Source organism: Phenylobacterium sp. T106, assembly GCF_057219735.1.
The window spans coordinates 926656-942260 of sequence record NZ_JBXVWA010000001.1 but is presented as its reverse complement, the minus strand read 5'-3'; the positions used below and the strand labels follow the sequence as shown (position 1 = coordinate 942260).

Genomic DNA, 15605 nt, shown 5'->3' with positions numbered 1-15605 from the left:
GAAGAACCGCACCTTGATCCGCGGACCCGAGGTGGCGAACGTCTCCTTGCGCCGCAGCGCCGCATAGATGGCGTCGCGGCTGTTCTCCTCCGCCCAGACACCCGCCAGGCCCGAGGCGCCCCACGTCTGGAACACCGGCGGGTTGGCCGCCGCCTCGCCCGTGAGCGCCGACCAGTCCCTCGCGCCGCCCGGCGGGACCGAGCCGCGCAGTTCCGGCATGCCGTCACGGCGTCCCGTCTTGGAGAAGTAGTTGGGCTCCTCGACGCTGCCGGGGGCGGCGTTGTGGGTGTCGGACGAGCCGATGAAGCCGAACTTGAACGGGTTCGCGCCGATCTTCTCGCGGAAGATGATCCCGTCCTGCAGCGCACGGCGCACATAGCCGCCGGCGAACTTCGTCACGGCGATGTTGGAGCCGATGTACTTCTCCATGATCTCGAAGTTCGCCCACTCGTCGTTGGGCGACAGCGAGGGATGGGTGTCGGAGGTCCCTTTGATCTGGGTGATCTCGACCAGCGGCTCGTTGCGCGTGCGCAGCTCGGCGTAGGCCTTGTCGACGGGCTGGCCGTTCAGCCGCACGCTGTCGAACATCAGGCCGTCCGAGCCGTTCGAGTTGTGCGGGATGGCCAGGGCCTCGACGCCCCGGGCGCGCCAGCCGTCCATGGCCTTCCAGAGGTTCTCCGGATCGTTCGAGTCGCTGGCGGAGTAGGGCGCCGCGGGGACGTTCGAGCTCTTGAAGATGACGTTGCGGTGCAGGTTCCGCCGCTGCGGCGCCGAGGTGTACTCGTACCCGATGAAGGTGGTGAAGCGCCCGGGCTGATAGTGCCGCGCGGCCGCATCCTGCGTCTCGCGCCAGGCCCGCGAGATGATCGACGGATCCGCGAACTCCTTGGGCAGGGTGCCGTCGCGCCGCGCCTGGTTGAAGCTGTCGAAGGCCTTCTGGATCTGCGCGGGATCGGGGCTCATCAGGCCCTGGCTGAACGGCAGCTTGGAGAGCGGGCTCTGGGGATTCCCCGCCTCGCGGATCGCCGACATGAACTCGGCGTGGTCGGTGACGCCGACGAAGTCCAGCGGGCCGCCGGCCAGGCGGACCAGATAGCCGGACGCATGGCCGATCGTCTCGCCGCGGGCGAAGCGGTAGGCGTCGTCGGGCGTCCTGCGGACGTTGAAGATGTAGGCGTCGTTCGAGATCTGGGTGTGGACGTGCAGGTCGCCGAAATAGGCGTTGCGGTCCGGGTTGTGGCCGGGCAGGCGCACGGCCGGAGACCCCGCCGCGGTGGCCGCAGCGGGCTTCGCCGCCCGGGTCGCCGACGGGGCGGCTTCACCGCGCAGGGCCTGGGCGGCGATGGCGCCGCCGCCCACGAGCAGCCCGACCGCGGCGGCCGGGATCACGTATCGGGCGAGTTCCCGCCTCTTGTGCGTCGTCATCGGCAATCGTCTCCCCACGAAATCGATATCCCGGTTCCGGTTCTGGGCGCCAGAAGCTGGAGGGCTATGGCGCTGTCGACCCGAGGCATGGGCCGGGCCTTAGCCGCTAGCGGTACTCGGGCTCCTGCCATTCGGGCCACAGGTCCGGCAGGCCGTTCGAGACCTTGTCGGGGAAAGCCGGCGCCCGCTTCTCCAGGAAGGCCGCGATCCCCTCGCGCGCATCGTCGGAGGCGCCCCGCATCCGCATCGACCGGCTGTCGGCGCGGTGAGCCTCCATCGGATGGTCGGCCACGAGCCCCCGCCAGATGAGCTGTCGGGTGACGGCCATGGACATGGGCGCCGCGTTCTCGGTGAAGCTTCTAGCGAGGGCGCGGGCGGCCGGGAGGAGGTCTTCGGGCGCGTGCAGGCCCTGCACCAGTCCCTTGGCGTGCGCCTCCTCGGCGGTGAACACCCGCCCCGAGTAGCACCACTCCAGCGCGGTCGGCGCGCCCACGAGGCGCGGCAGGAACCAGGAGGAGCAGGCCTCCATCGCGATGCCGCGCCGGGCGAAGACGAAGCCGAACTTCGCGTCGGTCGAGGCCAGCCGCATGTCCATCGGCAGCTGCATGGTGACGCCCACGCCGACCGCCGCGCCGTTCACCGCCGCGATGACCGGCTTCAGGCTCTGGAAGATGCGCAGCGAGACGCGGCCGCCGCCGTCGCGGGTCACGTCGCCGGTGTCGCCGGCCGCGCGTCGCTCGGCCTCCCGCGCGCCCTGGTCGAAGGTGCCGCCGCCGGCCCCCAGGTCGGCTCCGGCGCAGAACCCGCGCCCGGCGCCGGTGACGATCACCGCCTTCACCGAGTCGTCGGCGTCGGTGGCGTCGAAGGCGGCGATCATGTCCAGCATCATCTTCGGCGTGAAGGCGTTCAGCCGGTCGGGCCGGTTCAGGGTGATCGTCGCGATCCCGTCTTCCACGTCGTAGAGCAGGGTCTCGAAAGTCGGCTGGGACACGGGGCAGGCTCCTAGGGCGCGGTGATCTCGAACCAGAGGTCGAACCGGTCGAGCAGGGAAACGAGGCGGGCGAGCTCAGCGGCGCCGTCGCCGGCGACGCCGGCCTCCGCGACGGTCTTCGCGCCGGTGACCAGGTCCACGAGGTCGCCTCGCGAAAGCTCGGCTGCCGGGCCGCCTTCGCCCGCACGGTGGTGCAGCACGGCGTTCTCGACGCGCACGGCGAACCGTTCGCCGGTATCCGTGAACGCGACCGTGAGGCCGATCGTCTCCGCCCCGGCCGCGAGCCCGTTCAGCCGCACCGACAGGGCGTCCAGCAGGTTGTCCGCGGGCAGGGTCCGCAGCTGGCCGGCCGAGGCCTGGCGCGGCGTGTCCGACTTCGGTCGCGGCTTCCGAAGCTCCTGGGCGCCGGTGAGGTAGAAGTCCCGCCACGGCCCGGACTCGGCCTGGTACCCCATCTGCTCCAGCGCATCGGCCTGCAGGGCGCGCGCGGCCTCATGCGCGGGGTCGGCGAAGACCAGGTGTCCCACGATCTCGGCGGTCCAGCGGTAGTCCCCCGCCTCGAAGGCGCGGCGCCCCTCGGCGAGCACGCGCTCCGGGCCGCCCATCGCGTCCACGTAGCGCCGGCCGGCGGCCTCGGGCGGGTGCTTGTTCAGGTTGGCCGGGTTGCCGTCGAACCAGCCGAGGTACTTCTGGTACACGGCCTTGGCGTTGTGGCTGAGCGTTCCGTAGTAGCTGCGGGTGTGCCACTCGGCCTCCAGCGTCGGGGGCAGCCTCAGCACCTCGGCGATCTCGGGGCCGTTCATCCCGTGGTTCGCCATGCGCAGCGTCTGGTCGTGGATATACTTGTAGAGGTCGCGCTGCTTGGCCAGGAACGCGCGGATCGGGTCCTCTCCCCAACGCGGCCAGTGGTGGCTCGCGAACATCACGTCCGACGCGCCGGCGAACATCTCCAGCGCCTCGTCGATGTAGAAGCTCCAGGCCTTGGCGTCGCGCACCTGCGCCCCGCGGGGCGTGTAGAGGTTGTGCAGGTGGCAGGTGCAGTTCTCGGCCATGCAGAGCGCGCCGAACTGCGGGAAGTGGAAGTTCATCTCCGCCGGCGCCTCGGTGTCGGGCGTCACCTGGAAGACGATCTCGACGCCGTCCAGCGTCAGCACCTGCCCCGTGTGGGTGACCGAGACGTTGGGCGCCACCAGCGCCACCTTGCCGGTGGAGGTTCCCTTGCCGAGGCCCGAGTCCACATGCCCCCTGGGGTCCTTGGGCAGGAGGCCGCCGTACATGTAGGTCGCCCGGCGGCTCATGACGTTGCCCGCCAGCACGTTCTCGGCGACGGCGGCCTGCAGGAAGCCCTCGGGCGCCACGATCGGCACGCCGCGGGCGATATCGTCGGGCGAGAGCACGCCCATGACCCCGCCGTAGTGGTCGACGTGGCTGTGCGTGTAGATCACCGCCGTCACCGGGCGGTCGCCCTTGGTGTCGCGCAGCAGCTGCAGCGCCGCGGCGGCGGGCTGGGCCGAGGTCAGCGGGTCGATGACGATCCAGCCCTCGCGGCCTTCGACGAAGGTGATGTTCGAGATGTCGAAGCCGCGCACCTGGTAGACGCCCGGGGTGACCTCGAAGAGGCCGTGCAGCGCGTTCAGGCGCGCCTGCCGCCAGAGGCTGGGGTTGATGGTGTCGGGGCGCTCGGCGTCGAGGAAGGCGAACGGCCGCTGGCTCCAGGCGCCTGGAACGTCGGCGTCGGGGATCGAGCGGATGAAGCCGCGCCGGGCCAGTTCGAAGGCGCCGTCGTCGGCCGGCAGGGTCCGGGCCACGGCCTCGTGGGCGGCGCGGGTCGCCGCCGTGGCGTCCTTGCGCGCATCGGCGTTCGCTTCCGACATGCCTCCCCCCGTCCGGCCGTTCATTGCGGTCTCCGCTAGACGCTAAGCGCGCGCCTTGGCGGCTTCAACTGCAAATGTTCCGGATCGGTATCAAATTGCTGCGTCCGGCGTTGACGGCGCGGGGCGTTCGGCCCACTTTTGTTACCAAGGCGGATCAAAAGCGTCGGATGGGGGAGAGCTGATGGACCTGCAGGACAAGGTCGTGGTGATCACGGGCGGGGGCAGCGGCATCGGCAAGGCGATGGCCGAGCGCTTCCGGCGTGCGGGCGCCGCCGGGCTCGTGATCGCGGACCTGGACGGCGATGCGGCCGAGGCCGTCGCGCGGTCGGTCGGGGGAGTCTCGATCCGGGTCGACGTGGCGGTCGAAGCCGACGTCCAGCGGATGGTCGCCCTGGCCGAGGAGCGCTTCGGCCGGATCGACCTGGTGTGCTCCAACGCCGGCGTGTCCGTCCGCGACCCCGACTTCAACAACGCGACGTCCGCGTCGAACGACACCTGGATGCTCGGCTGGAACGTCAACGTCATGGCGCACGTCTATGCGGCGCGCGCGGCCCTGCCGGGGATGATCGCGCGCGGCGGCGGCTACTTCCTGCACACCGTGTCGGCCGCGGGCCTCCTGAGCCAGCCGGGCAGCCCCGTCTACGCCACCACCAAGCACGCGGCGGTCGGTTTCGCCGAATCGCTGGCGATCACCCACCGCAGCCAGAACATCCGCGTCTCGATCCTCTGCCCGCAGGCGGTGGACACGCCGATGATCCGCGGCGCCAGGGGCTCGCAGGCGGTGGACGGCGTCATGGCCCCGGCGGACGTGGCCGACTGCGTCGTCGATGGCCTGGCGGCCGAGACGTTCCTGATCCTGCCGCACCCGCAGGTGGCCACCTACATGCAGCGCAAGACCGGCGACTACGACCGCTGGATCGCCGGCATGGTGCGCCTGCGCGACCGCATCGCCCAGCCGTCGGCCGGCTGAACGCCATGACCGCCGCCGCCGACGCCGGCCAGGGGCATATCCACGGCTACGGGACGCGCCCGTACCGCACCTATGTGCTCACGGCGCTGCTCTTCATCTTCATCCTGAACTTCATGGACCGCACGCTGCTGTCGGTCGTGGCGCCGCAGATGAAGCCCGAGCTGGGGATCTCCGACACGGGCTTCGGGCTGCTCACCGGCTTCGGCTTCGCCCTGCTCTACACGATCGTCGGCGTCCCGCTGGCCCAGCTGGCCGAGACGCGCCACCGCGTGTGGATCATGACGATCTGCATCGCCCTCTGGTCGCTCATGACCGCGATGTGCGGGCTGGCCGCCGAGATCACCATCGGCTCCATCACCATCGGCGCCTTCTGGGTGCTGCTGACCTGCCGCGTCGGCGTGGGCATCGGCGAGGCGGGCTGCACGCCGCAGGCCAATTCCCTCATCGCCGACTACTACCCGCCGCGCACGCGCTCCACCGCCCTGGGCTACTACGCCATGGGCGTCACGCTCGGCACCATGCTGGCCAACGTCATCGGCGGCCCGATCACGGATGCGCTGGGCTGGCGCTGGGCCTTCTTCATCCTGGGCGTGCCGGGCCTGCTGGTGGCGCTGGTCTTCAAGCTCACGGTGCGCGAACCGCCGCGCGGCTACACCGATCCGCCCGGCACGCCGCGGCGCGAGGTCGTGCGCTTCATGGACGGCCTGCGCGAGATCGCCTCGAAGAAGTCGTTCTGGTCGATGACCACGGCGGCCACCATCGCCGCCTTCTGCGGCTACGGGATCTCGTCGTTCCAGTCGCTGTTCATCAACCGCACCTTCGGCCTCACGGCCGGCGAGGCGGCGCTGATGATCAATGTGCCGGTGGCCATCGCCTCGTCGCTGGGCACGCTGGGCACCGGCTGGCTCGCGGAGAAGATCGGGCCGCGAAGCGTCAGCGCCATCGCCTGGCTGCCGGCTGCGGGCATGGCGATCTCGGTGCCGTTCTACGTGCTGGCGTTCACCACCCAGGACCTGTGGCTCTGCCTCGCCGGGCTCGTGATCGGCGGCGGCGCCAAGTACGGCTACCTCGCCGCCCAGTACACCATCGGCCAGGGCGTGGTGTCGGCCCAGACCCGCGCGCTGTCGACCGCCGTGCTGATGTTCATGCTGAACCTCCTGGGCTACGGCCTGGGCCCGCTGTTCATCGGCTGGCTCAGCGACGTGCTCTTCAAGTCGCAGGCGGCGGCGCTGGGCGCGGCGGACCTGGCCCGCAGCGCCTGCGAGGGGGCGGCCCGCGCCGGCCTGCCCGCCAGGCTCGAGGCCGTATGCGCCCAGGCCCACCCGCAGAGCCTGCAGCAGTCGCTGCTGGTGACGGCGAGCCTCTACGCGCTGAGCGGCGCGTTCTTCCTGCTCACCTGCCGCTGGCTGAAGCAGGACCTTGTGGCGAAGTGACGCCGGGGCGGTCCGCGGGCCGGCCTTCACGCTGATTTGACGCGCGCGCGAGGGGGCGTCGCGTCTCGCAGGACGTGCGCCAATTCCGCTCAGGCTGGAAGCTTATGCCCCCACCGCGATGCGAGGGGCATCGACACGGGTGGGTTTTGCCGCTTAAAGGCGCGCTGAAAGCACGTACGGCCGCCCCTCAGGTCGGCCGCGTTGGTTTGTGCTTGGACGAGAGAGACGATGCGACTGCCTGAGCGACAGGGCCTGTACGATCCCCGGAACGAGCACGATGCGTGCGGCGTGGGCTTCGTCGCGAATATCAAAGGCCGCAAGTCGCACGAGGTCATCCAGTCCGGCCTGCAGATTCTGCTGAACATCGACCATCGCGGCGCGGTGGGCGCGGACCCGCTCGTGGGCGACGGCGCCGGCTGCCTGATCCAGATCCCGGACCGCCTCTATCGCGACTGGGCGAAGGCCGAGGGCGTCGACCTGCCGCCGGCCGGCGAATACGCCGTGGCCATGTGCTTCCTGCCGCAGGACGCGCTGACCCGCGCGGCCGCCATGGAGCAGTTCGAGCACTTCCTGCGCGTCGAGAAGCAGCCCCTGATCGGCTGGCGCGACGTGCCGGTGGACACCACGGGCCTCGGCAAGGCCGTGCTCGCGTCGATGCCGGTGATCCGCCAGGCCTTCATCGGCCGCGGCCCCAACGTGAAGGACCAGGACGCCCACGAGCGGAAGATCCTGGCGGTCCGCAAGCAGTTCCAGAACCCCCTGGCCGAACTGGCCGAGAAGCGCGGCCTGCCGGACCTGACGCAGGTCTACATGCCGTCGTTCTCGACCCGCACGGTGGTCTACAAGGGCCTCCTGCTCGCGGGCCAGGTCGGCAGCTTCTACAAGGACCTGCAGGACGAGCGCTGCGAGAGCGCGCTCGCGCTCGTGCACCAGCGGTTCTCCACCAACACCTTCCCGTCGTGGAAGCTGGCCCACCCCTACCGGTTCATCGCCCACAACGGCGAGATCAACACCGTCCGCGGCAACGTGAACTGGATGAACGCGCGCCGGCGCACGCTGGAAAGCGACCTGCTGGGGCCCGACCTCAACAAGATGTGGCCGCTGATCCCGCACGGGCAGTCGGACACCGCTTGCCTGGACAACGCGCTGGAACTGCTGGTCGCCGGCGGCATCCCGCTGGTCCACGCCATGATGATGCTGATCCCGGAAGCCTGGGCCGGGAACCCGCTCATGGACGCCAAGCGGCGCGCCTTCTACGAGTACCACGCGGCCCTGATGGAGCCGTGGGACGGTCCGGCGGCGGTGGCCTTCACCGACGGCCGCCAGATCGGCGCGACCCTCGACCGCAACGGCCTGCGCCCGGCCCGCTTCGTGATCACCGACCAGGACCATGTGATCATGGCCTCGGAAGTCGGCGTGCTCGACGTTCCTGAGGAGCGCATCGTCAGGAAGTGGCGGCTCCAGCCCGGCAAGATGCTGCTCATCGACATGGAGCAGGGGCGCATCATCGAGGACGAGGAGATCAAGAAGACCCTCGCCGAGGCCGAGCCCTACGAGGAATGGCTGGCCGAGACCCAGTTCAAGCTGGAGGAGCTGAAGCTCGACGAGGTCCGGGGCGAGGCGCCCGCGAACGACCCGCAGGTGCTGCTCGATCGCCAGCAGGCGTTCGGCTACACCCAGGAAGACCTTCAGTTCTTCCTCGAGCCGATGGGCAAGGACGGGGACGATCCGATCGGCTCCATGGGCCACGACACGCCCATCGCCGTGCTCTCGGACCGCTCGAAGCTGCTCTACGAGTACTTCAAGCAGAACTTCGCGCAGGTCACGAACCCGCCCATCGACCCGATCCGCGAGGAACTGGTCATGAGCCTGGTGTCGATGATCGGTCCGCGCCCGAACCTGCTGGGCCGCCAGGCCGGCACGCACAAGCGCCTGGAGGTGGCCCAGCCCATCCTCACCGACGAGGACCTGGCGAAGATCCGCGCGGTCAACGAGCTGCTCGACGGCGCCTTCCGCACAGCCACGATCGACATCACCTGGCCCATGGCCGAGGGCGCGGCCGGGCTCGAGGCCGCGATCCAGCGGATCTGCCGCGAGGCGACGGACGCCGTCCTGGCCGACATGAACATCCTGATCCTGTCGGATCGGGAGGTTTCGGTGGAGCGCATCCCGATCCCGGCGGCGCTCGCCACCGCGGCCGTGCACCACCACCTGATCCGCCAGGGCCTGCGCATGCAGACGGGCCTCGTCATCGAGACGGGCGAGGCTCGCGAGGTGCACCATTTCTGCGTGCTGGCCGGCTACGGCGCCGAGGCGGTGAACCCCTACCTGGCGTTCCAGACGCTGGAGCAGCTGCGGGTCAAGAACGGCCTGTCGCTGTCGGCGTACGAGGTCCGCAAGAACTACATCAAGGCCGTGGGCAAGGGCATCATGAAGGTGATGTCCAAGATGGGCATCTCCACCTACCAGTCCTACTGCGGCGCGCAGATCTTCGACGCCGTGGGCCTGTCGTCCGAGCTGATCGACAAGTACTTCACCGGCACGGCCACGACGATCGAGGGCGTGGGCCTCGCCGAGATCGCCGAGGAGACGGTCCGCCGCCACCGCGACGCGTACGGCGACAACCCGATCTACCGGTCCATGCTCGACGTGGGCGGCCAGTACGCCTGGCGCCTGCGGGGCGAGGCGCACGCCTGGACGCCCGAATCCATCTCGGGCCTGCAGCATGCGGTGCGCGGCAACCTGCCCGCCGAGTACGAGAAGTTCGCCAACGCGATCAACGAGCAGTCCGAGCGCCTGCTCACCCTGCGCGGGCTGATGCGGCTGAAGCCCGCGGACCAGCCGGTCCCGCTCGAGGAGGTGGAGCCGGCGGCCGAGATCGTGAAGCGGTTCTCGACCGGCGCCATGTCCTTCGGCTCGATCAGCCGCGAGGCGCACACGACGCTCGCCATCGCGATGAACCGCATCGGCGGCCGCTCGAACACCGGGGAGGGGGGCGAGGAGCCCGACCGCTTCAAGCCGCTCCCCAACGGCGACTCCATGCGCTCGGCCATCAAGCAGGTGGCGTCGGGCCGGTTCGGCGTCACCACCGAGTACTTGGTCAACGCCGACGACATCCAGATCAAGATGGCCCAGGGCGCCAAGCCCGGGGAAGGCGGCCAGCTGCCCGGCCACAAGGTGGACAAGAACATCGCCCGCGTCCGCCACTCGACGCCGGGCGTGGGCCTCATCAGCCCGCCGCCGCACCACGACATCTACTCGATCGAGGATCTGGCCCAGCTCATCCACGACCTGAAGAACGTCAACCCGGTCGCCCGCATCTCGGTGAAGCTGGTCTCCGAGGTCGGCGTGGGCACCGTGGCCGCCGGCGTCGCCAAGGCGCGGGCCGACCACGTGACCATCTCGGGCTTCGAGGGGGGAACCGGCGCCTCGCCGCTGACCTCGCTGACGCACGCCGGCTCGCCGTGGGAGATCGGCCTGGCCGAGACCCAGCAGACGCTGCTGCTGAACGGCCTGCGCACGCGCATCGCGGTGCAGGTGGACGGCGGCCTGCGTACGGGCCGCGACGTGGCGGTCGGCGCGCTCTTGGGGGCCGACGAGTTCGGCTTCGCCACGGCGCCGCTGATCGCGGCCGGCTGCATCATGATGCGCAAGTGCCACCTGAACACCTGCCCCGTCGGGGTGGCGACCCAGGACCCGGTGCTGCGCGCGCGCTTCACCGGCCAGCCCGAGCACGTGATCAACTACTTCTTCTTCGTGGCCGAGGAGCTGCGCCAGATCATGGCGCAGATGGGCTTCCGCACGCTGAACGAGATGATCGGGCGCGTGGACCGCATCGACATGAAGGACGCGCTCGACCACTGGAAGGCGCGGGGCGTGGACCTCTCCCGGATCCTCTACGCCGCCCCGGCCGAGGGCGCGAAGGGCCTGTGGAACCAGGACCGCCAGGACCACGGCCTGGACAAGGCGCTGGACCACCAGTTCATCGCCGACGCGCGTCCGGCGCTCGAGAAGGGCGAACCGGTGCGGGCCGAGTACCGCATCCGCAACGTCAACCGCACCGCCGGCGCGATGCTGTCGGGCGAGGTGGCCAAGCGCTACGGCCACGCGGGCCTGCCCGAGGACACCATCGCGCTCACCCTGCGCGGCACCGCCGGGCAGAGCTTCGGGGCCTTCCTGGCGCGCGGCGTGAGCCTGACGCTGATCGGCGACGCCAACGACTATGTCGGCAAGGGCCTGTCGGGCGGCCGCGTGGTGGTGCGTCAGCCGCCGGAAGCGCGGCGTGACCCGACCCGCAACATCATCGTCGGCAACACGGTGCTCTACGGCGCCATCGCCGGCGAGGCCTACTTCGAGGGCGTGGCGGGCGAACGGTTCGCCGTGCGCAACTCGGGCGCCGTGGCGGTGGTCGAAGGCGTGGGCGACCACGGCTGCGAGTACATGACCGGCGGCGTCGTGGTGGTGCTGGGCGACACCGGCCGCAACTTCGCGGCCGGGATGAGCGGGGGCGTCGCGTACGTCTACGACCCGCGCAAGCGCTTCGAGCCGCTGTGCAACAAGGCGATGGTCGACCTGGGCCCGGTCGAGGCGGCTCCGGTCGGCGCCGACGAGGCCGGCCGCCCGAGCCAGCGCTCGGTCTCGGCCGAGAACAGCGGCATGGGCGACATGCTGTCGTTCGACGCCGAGCGCCTGCGCATCCTCATCGAGCGGCACCACCTGCACACCGGCAGCCGCCGGGCGGCCGAGATCCTGGAGAACTGGGATCAGGTGCTGCCGTCGTTCGTGAAGGTGATGCCGCGCGACTACCGCCGCGCGCTCACCGATCTGGCCCGCGAACGCGCCGCCGCGGCGGCCGTCGCGGCCGAGTAAGCTTCAGGGTTCAGGGGACAACCATGGGCAAGCCGACCGGCTTTCTCGAGATCGAGCGTCACGACCGCGGCTATGCGCCGGTCGCCGAGCGCCTGAAGCACTGGCGGGAGTTCGTCGCGCCCCTGCCGCAGCCCGAGCTGCAGGCGCAGGCGTCGCGCTGCATGAGCTGCGGCATCCCGTTCTGTCACCAGGGCTGCCCGGTCAACAACCAGATCCCGGACTTCAACGAGCTGGTCTACCGGGACCAGTGGCGCGAGGCGCTGGAGAACCTCCAGTCCACGAACAACTTCCCGGAGTTCACGGGCCGCATCTGCCCCGCGCCGTGCGAGGCCAGCTGCACGCTGAACATCCCGGACACCCCGGTCACCATCAAGACGATCGAATGCCAGATCATCGATCGCGGCTGGGAGGAAGGCTGGATCGCGCCGCGGCCCAGCCCGCGCGGCACCGGCAAGCGCGTGGCGATCGTCGGCTCCGGCCCCGCCGGACTGGCCTGCGCCCAGCAGCTGGCCCGCGCCGGCCACGCCACGACCGTGTTCGAGAAGAACGACCGCGTCGGCGGCCTGCTGCGCTACGGCATCCCCGACTTCAAGATGGAGAAGCACCTCATCGACCGGCGCATCCGGCAGATGGAGGCCGAGGGCGTGATCTTCCGCACCAACTTCGAGGTGGGCTCGATGGTGTCGGTGCAGCGCCTGCTGGACGACTACGACGTCCTGGTGATGGCCTGCGGGGCCGAGGATCCCCGCAACCTGGAGGTCCCGGGCCGGGAGCTCGACGGCGTGCACTACGCCATGGAGTTCCTGACCCAGCAGAACAAGCGCAACGCCGGCGACGACGAGGCCGTGGCGGCTCCGACCGGAACCCTCTCGGCGAAGGGCAAGCACGTCGTGGTCATCGGCGGCGGCGACACCGGCTCGGACTGCATCGGCACGTCGAACCGTCAGGGCGCGGCCTCGGTCACCCAGCTCGAGATCATGCCGGCCCCGCCCGAGCACGAGAACAAGGCCCTGACCTGGCCCGACTGGCCGCTGAAGATGCGCACCTCGTCCTCGCAGGCCGAGGGCGTCGAGCGGGACTTCGCGGTGGTGACCAAGCGCGCCATCGGCAAGGACGGCAAGGTGACGGCGCTGGAGTGCGCCCGCGTCGAGTGGGTCGACGGCCGGATGCGCGAGATCGAGGGCTCGACCTTCGAGCTCAAGGCCGACCTGGTGCTGCTGGCCATGGGCTTCGTCGGACCCCGCAAGGCGGGCGTGGTGGAACAGAGCGGCGTCGACCTGGATCCGCGCGGCAACCTCAAGGCCAGCGTCGCCGACTACCGCACCTCGGACGGCCGGATCTTCGCCTGCGGCGACGCGCGTCGCGGCCAGTCCCTGGTCGTCTGGGCGATCCGCGAGGGCCGCCAGTGCGCCCGCGCCGTGGACCTGCACCTGATGGGAACCTCCACCCTCCCGCGCTGACGGAGGCGACGGGTTCCCCCCGCAGGGAAGCCGGACGGGACGCGCACGCCCCCACGCTGTCATCCCGGTTTCGCCTCAGGCGAAGACCGGGACCCATACGCGCCCGATGGCCGTGGCGGCCCGCGGGCGGCGCCGCTGCGCCTCATCCGGACCCACGGAGTCTATGGGTCCCGGTCTTCCGCTGCGCGGAAACCGGGATGACAGCGGTTCTTGGAGACAGGGCATTGCGGGGCGCCTGAGCCCCCGCGAGGCGTGACGGGCCGCGTGGACCGTGGCTAGATGGAGTCGCGCCGTCCAATAACCAGATCAAGGCGCGCACGGGGCGGGGAGGGCCCGGGCATGTCGATCCAGGTGCGCCTGTTCGTGATGATGGTGCTCCAGCTCGCCGTCTGGGGGGCCTGGGCGCCGAAGCTGTTCCCCTACATGGGCATGCTGGGGTTCGCGCCGTGGCAGCAGGCCCTGGTGGGCAGCGCCTGGGGCGTCGCCTCGCTGGCCGGGATCTTCTTCTCGAACCAGTTCGCCGACCGCAACTTCGCCGCTGAGAGGTTCCTGGCCGCGAGCCATGCGCTCTCCGGCGTCGCCCTGCTGGGCGTGGCCTTCTCGGATGCGTTCTGGCCGTTCTTCGGGGCCTACCTGCTCTACAGCCTGCTCTACGTGCCGACGCTCTCGGTCTCGAACTCCATCGCCTTCGCCAACCTCAAGGATCCGGCCCGGCAGTTCGGCACGGTGCGCATGGGCGGGACCGTCGGCTGGATGCTGGTCTCCTGGCCCTTCGTCTTCCTCCTGTCGGCGCATGCGACGGCGGCCGAGGTGCGCTCGATCTTCTTCGTGGCCGCGGCGGTTTCGTTCGCGCTGGCGCTCTATTCGCTGACGCTGCCGCACACCCCGCCGAAGCGCGGCGGCGAGGCCGCCGATCCGCTGGCCTGGCGCGAGGCGATCGGCCTGCTGAAGGTCCCCTTCATCGCGGTCCTGTTCCTGGTCACCTTCATCGACAGCGTCATCCACAACGGCTACTTCGTGATGGCCGACGCCTTCCTGACCAACCGCGTGGGCATCGCCGGCAACCTGTCGATGGTGGTGCTCAGCCTGGGCCAGCTGGCCGAGATCCTCACCATGGTCGTGCTCGGCGCGGTGCTGGTCCGCCTGGGCTGGAAGGTCACCATGATCGTCGGGATCCTGGGCCACGCCGCGCGCTTCGCGGTGTTCGCCTTCTTCGCCGACAGCATGCCCGTGATCGTCGCCGTGCAGCTGCTGCACGGCGTCTGCTACGCGTTCTTCTTCGCCAGCGTGTACATCTTCGTCGACCACGCCTTCCCGAAGGACGTCAGGTCCAGCGGCCAGGGACTGTTCAACCTGCTGATCCTGGGGGTCGGCAACGTCGTGGCCAGCTTCCTCTTCCCGGCGCTGATCGCCCGGCTGACCGACCCGGCGACCCAGGCGGTGGACTACCGCACGCTGTTCCTCGCGCCCACCGGCATGGCGCTCGTCGCCGTGCTCCTGCTCGCCCTCTTCTTCCGGCCGCCTGACCGCGGGCCCGCCGTCGTCGAGCACGCCGAGGAGAAGGCGCCGATGATGCCCGAGGGCGGCGTGCCGTCGCCGCCATGACCACAAGGGGACCTACATGCGACCACTTCATCGCCGGGCGCTGCTTGCCGCCGCCGTCGGGCTGGGCGCGGGCGTGAGCGGCGCCGCCCAGGCCCAGGCGCGGCCGTTCTTCCGCCGCCATGGACTGCCGATCGGCATCCAGCTCTACACCCTCGGCCCCGAGGCGGCCCGCGACCTGGAGGGCACGCTCGCCGCCGTGGCGGGCATCGGCTTCCGCACCGTCGAACTCGCCGGCTTCTATGGCCGCTCGCCGCAGGACCTGCGCGCGGCGCTCGACAAGGCGGGCCTGAAGGCCACCAGCGCCCACATCCAGCCGCGCGGCGCGCCCGGCGCGTCGTTCGACGGCGACGTGGGCAAGGTCGCCGAGGCGCTGAACGTCGTCGGGGCCACCCATGCGGTGATGCCGATTCCGCGCATCCCCGAGCGGCTCGGGCTGGTCCCCGCCGCCGGCGAGGATTTCGTCGGTTACCTCCGCCGCGTCTTCAGCCAGATGACCGCCGACGACTGGCGGGCCAACGCCCAGTTCCTCAACGAGAAGGGCGCGGCGCTGGCCCGGTCCGGCATCCGCGTGGGCTATCACAACCACAACATGGAGTTCGCGCCGCTGGGCGGCGTGAGCGGCATGGAAATCCTGCTGGCCGAGACCGATCCGAAGCTCGTCACCTTCGAGGCCGACGTGGGCTGGATCGCCGCGAGCGGCCAGGACCCGGCGGACCTGCTGACGCGCCACAAGGGCCGGTTCACGCTGATGCACGTGAAGGACCTGAAGGCGTCCACGCAGCCCAACTTCACGCTCGCCATGGACCCCTCCGACATCGGCGCCGGCCGGATCGAGTGGAAGCGGCTGCTGCCGGCGGCGCACGCCGCGGGCGTGCGGCACTTCTTCCTCGAGCAGGAGCCGCCGTTCCCCGGACCCCGCATCGACTCCGCCCGCGCCGGTCACGACTTCCTGGCCGGCCTCGTCGCGTGAGCCGGCGC

The 15605-nt window shown here is 70.4% G+C and carries 9 protein-coding genes; 6 read left to right on the top strand and 3 right to left on the bottom strand.

The genetic code is table 11. From position 1 onward, the window contains the following. From AC2D8W_RS04640 to AC2D8W_RS04630, 3 genes are all read right to left on the bottom strand, one after another. A partial coding sequence (locus tag AC2D8W_RS04640) for a DUF3604 domain-containing protein (RefSeq protein WP_484670531.1) occupies positions 1-1425 on the bottom strand: 1425 nt, incomplete at its 3' end. A 106-nt stretch (positions 1426-1531) separates the two neighbouring features. Continuing rightward, positions 1532-2416: a crotonase/enoyl-CoA hydratase family protein gene (locus AC2D8W_RS04635; RefSeq protein ID WP_484670530.1), complete on the bottom strand. Its 885-nt coding sequence runs from the start codon at positions 2414-2416 to the stop codon at positions 1532-1534. An 11-nt stretch (positions 2417-2427) separates the two neighbouring features. Then, positions 2428-4290 carry an alkyl/aryl-sulfatase gene (locus AC2D8W_RS04630; RefSeq protein WP_484670529.1) on the bottom strand — a complete coding sequence of 621 codons (1863 nt, stop codon included), beginning with the start codon at positions 4288-4290 and terminating at the stop codon, positions 2428-2430. Positions 4291-4471: 181 nt separating this feature from the next. On the opposite strand from AC2D8W_RS04630, the gene AC2D8W_RS04625 reads away from it, so the two are divergent. From AC2D8W_RS04625 to AC2D8W_RS04600, 6 genes are all read left to right on the top strand, one after another. Beyond that, positions 4472-5260, top strand: coding sequence for an SDR family oxidoreductase (locus tag AC2D8W_RS04625; RefSeq protein WP_484670528.1), 789 nt, complete (start codon positions 4472-4474; stop codon positions 5258-5260). 5 nt (positions 5261-5265) lie between these two features. Then, the gene (locus AC2D8W_RS04620) at positions 5266-6693 is read left to right on the top strand and encodes a spinster family MFS transporter (protein WP_293482432.1); all 1428 of its coding nucleotides are present in this window, start codon (positions 5266-5268) and stop codon (positions 6691-6693) included. 228 nt (positions 6694-6921) lie between these two features. Beyond that, positions 6922-11562: a glutamate synthase large subunit gene (gene gltB / locus AC2D8W_RS04615; RefSeq protein ID WP_484670527.1), complete on the top strand. Its 4641-nt coding sequence runs from the start codon at positions 6922-6924 to the stop codon at positions 11560-11562. Between the two features lie 23 nt (positions 11563-11585). Beyond that, on the top strand, positions 11586-13022 hold the full coding sequence (locus tag AC2D8W_RS04610; RefSeq protein WP_484670526.1) for a glutamate synthase subunit beta: 1437 nt from the start codon (positions 11586-11588) through the stop codon (positions 13020-13022). Between the two features lie 339 nt (positions 13023-13361). Further along, positions 13362-14627: an MFS transporter gene (locus AC2D8W_RS04605; RefSeq protein ID WP_484670525.1), complete on the top strand. Its 1266-nt coding sequence runs from the start codon at positions 13362-13364 to the stop codon at positions 14625-14627. A 16-nt stretch (positions 14628-14643) separates the two neighbouring features. Further along, positions 14644-15597, top strand: coding sequence for a sugar phosphate isomerase/epimerase family protein (locus AC2D8W_RS04600; RefSeq protein ID WP_484670524.1), 954 nt, complete (start codon positions 14644-14646; stop codon positions 15595-15597). Positions 15598-15605: the final 8 nt, after the last annotated feature.

Excerpts from the sequence above, each read along its gene's own strand:
- AC2D8W_RS04630 (WP_484670529.1), bottom strand. The coding sequence starts at position 4,290 with ATGTCGGAAGCGAACGCCGATGCGCGCAAGGACGCCACGGCGGCGACC.
- AC2D8W_RS04625 (WP_484670528.1), top strand. The coding sequence starts at position 4,472 with ATGGACCTGCAGGACAAGGTCGTGGTGATCACGGGCGGGGGCAGCGGC.
- AC2D8W_RS04620 (WP_293482432.1), top strand. The coding sequence starts at position 5,266 with ATGACCGCCGCCGCCGACGCCGGCCAGGGGCATATCCACGGCTACGGG.
- gltB (WP_484670527.1), top strand. The coding sequence starts at position 6,922 with ATGCGACTGCCTGAGCGACAGGGCCTGTACGATCCCCGGAACGAGCAC.
- AC2D8W_RS04610 (WP_484670526.1), top strand. The coding sequence starts at position 11,586 with ATGGGCAAGCCGACCGGCTTTCTCGAGATCGAGCGTCACGACCGCGGC.
- AC2D8W_RS04605 (WP_484670525.1), top strand. The coding sequence starts at position 13,362 with ATGTCGATCCAGGTGCGCCTGTTCGTGATGATGGTGCTCCAGCTCGCC.
- AC2D8W_RS04600 (WP_484670524.1), top strand. The coding sequence starts at position 14,644 with ATGCGACCACTTCATCGCCGGGCGCTGCTTGCCGCCGCCGTCGGGCTG.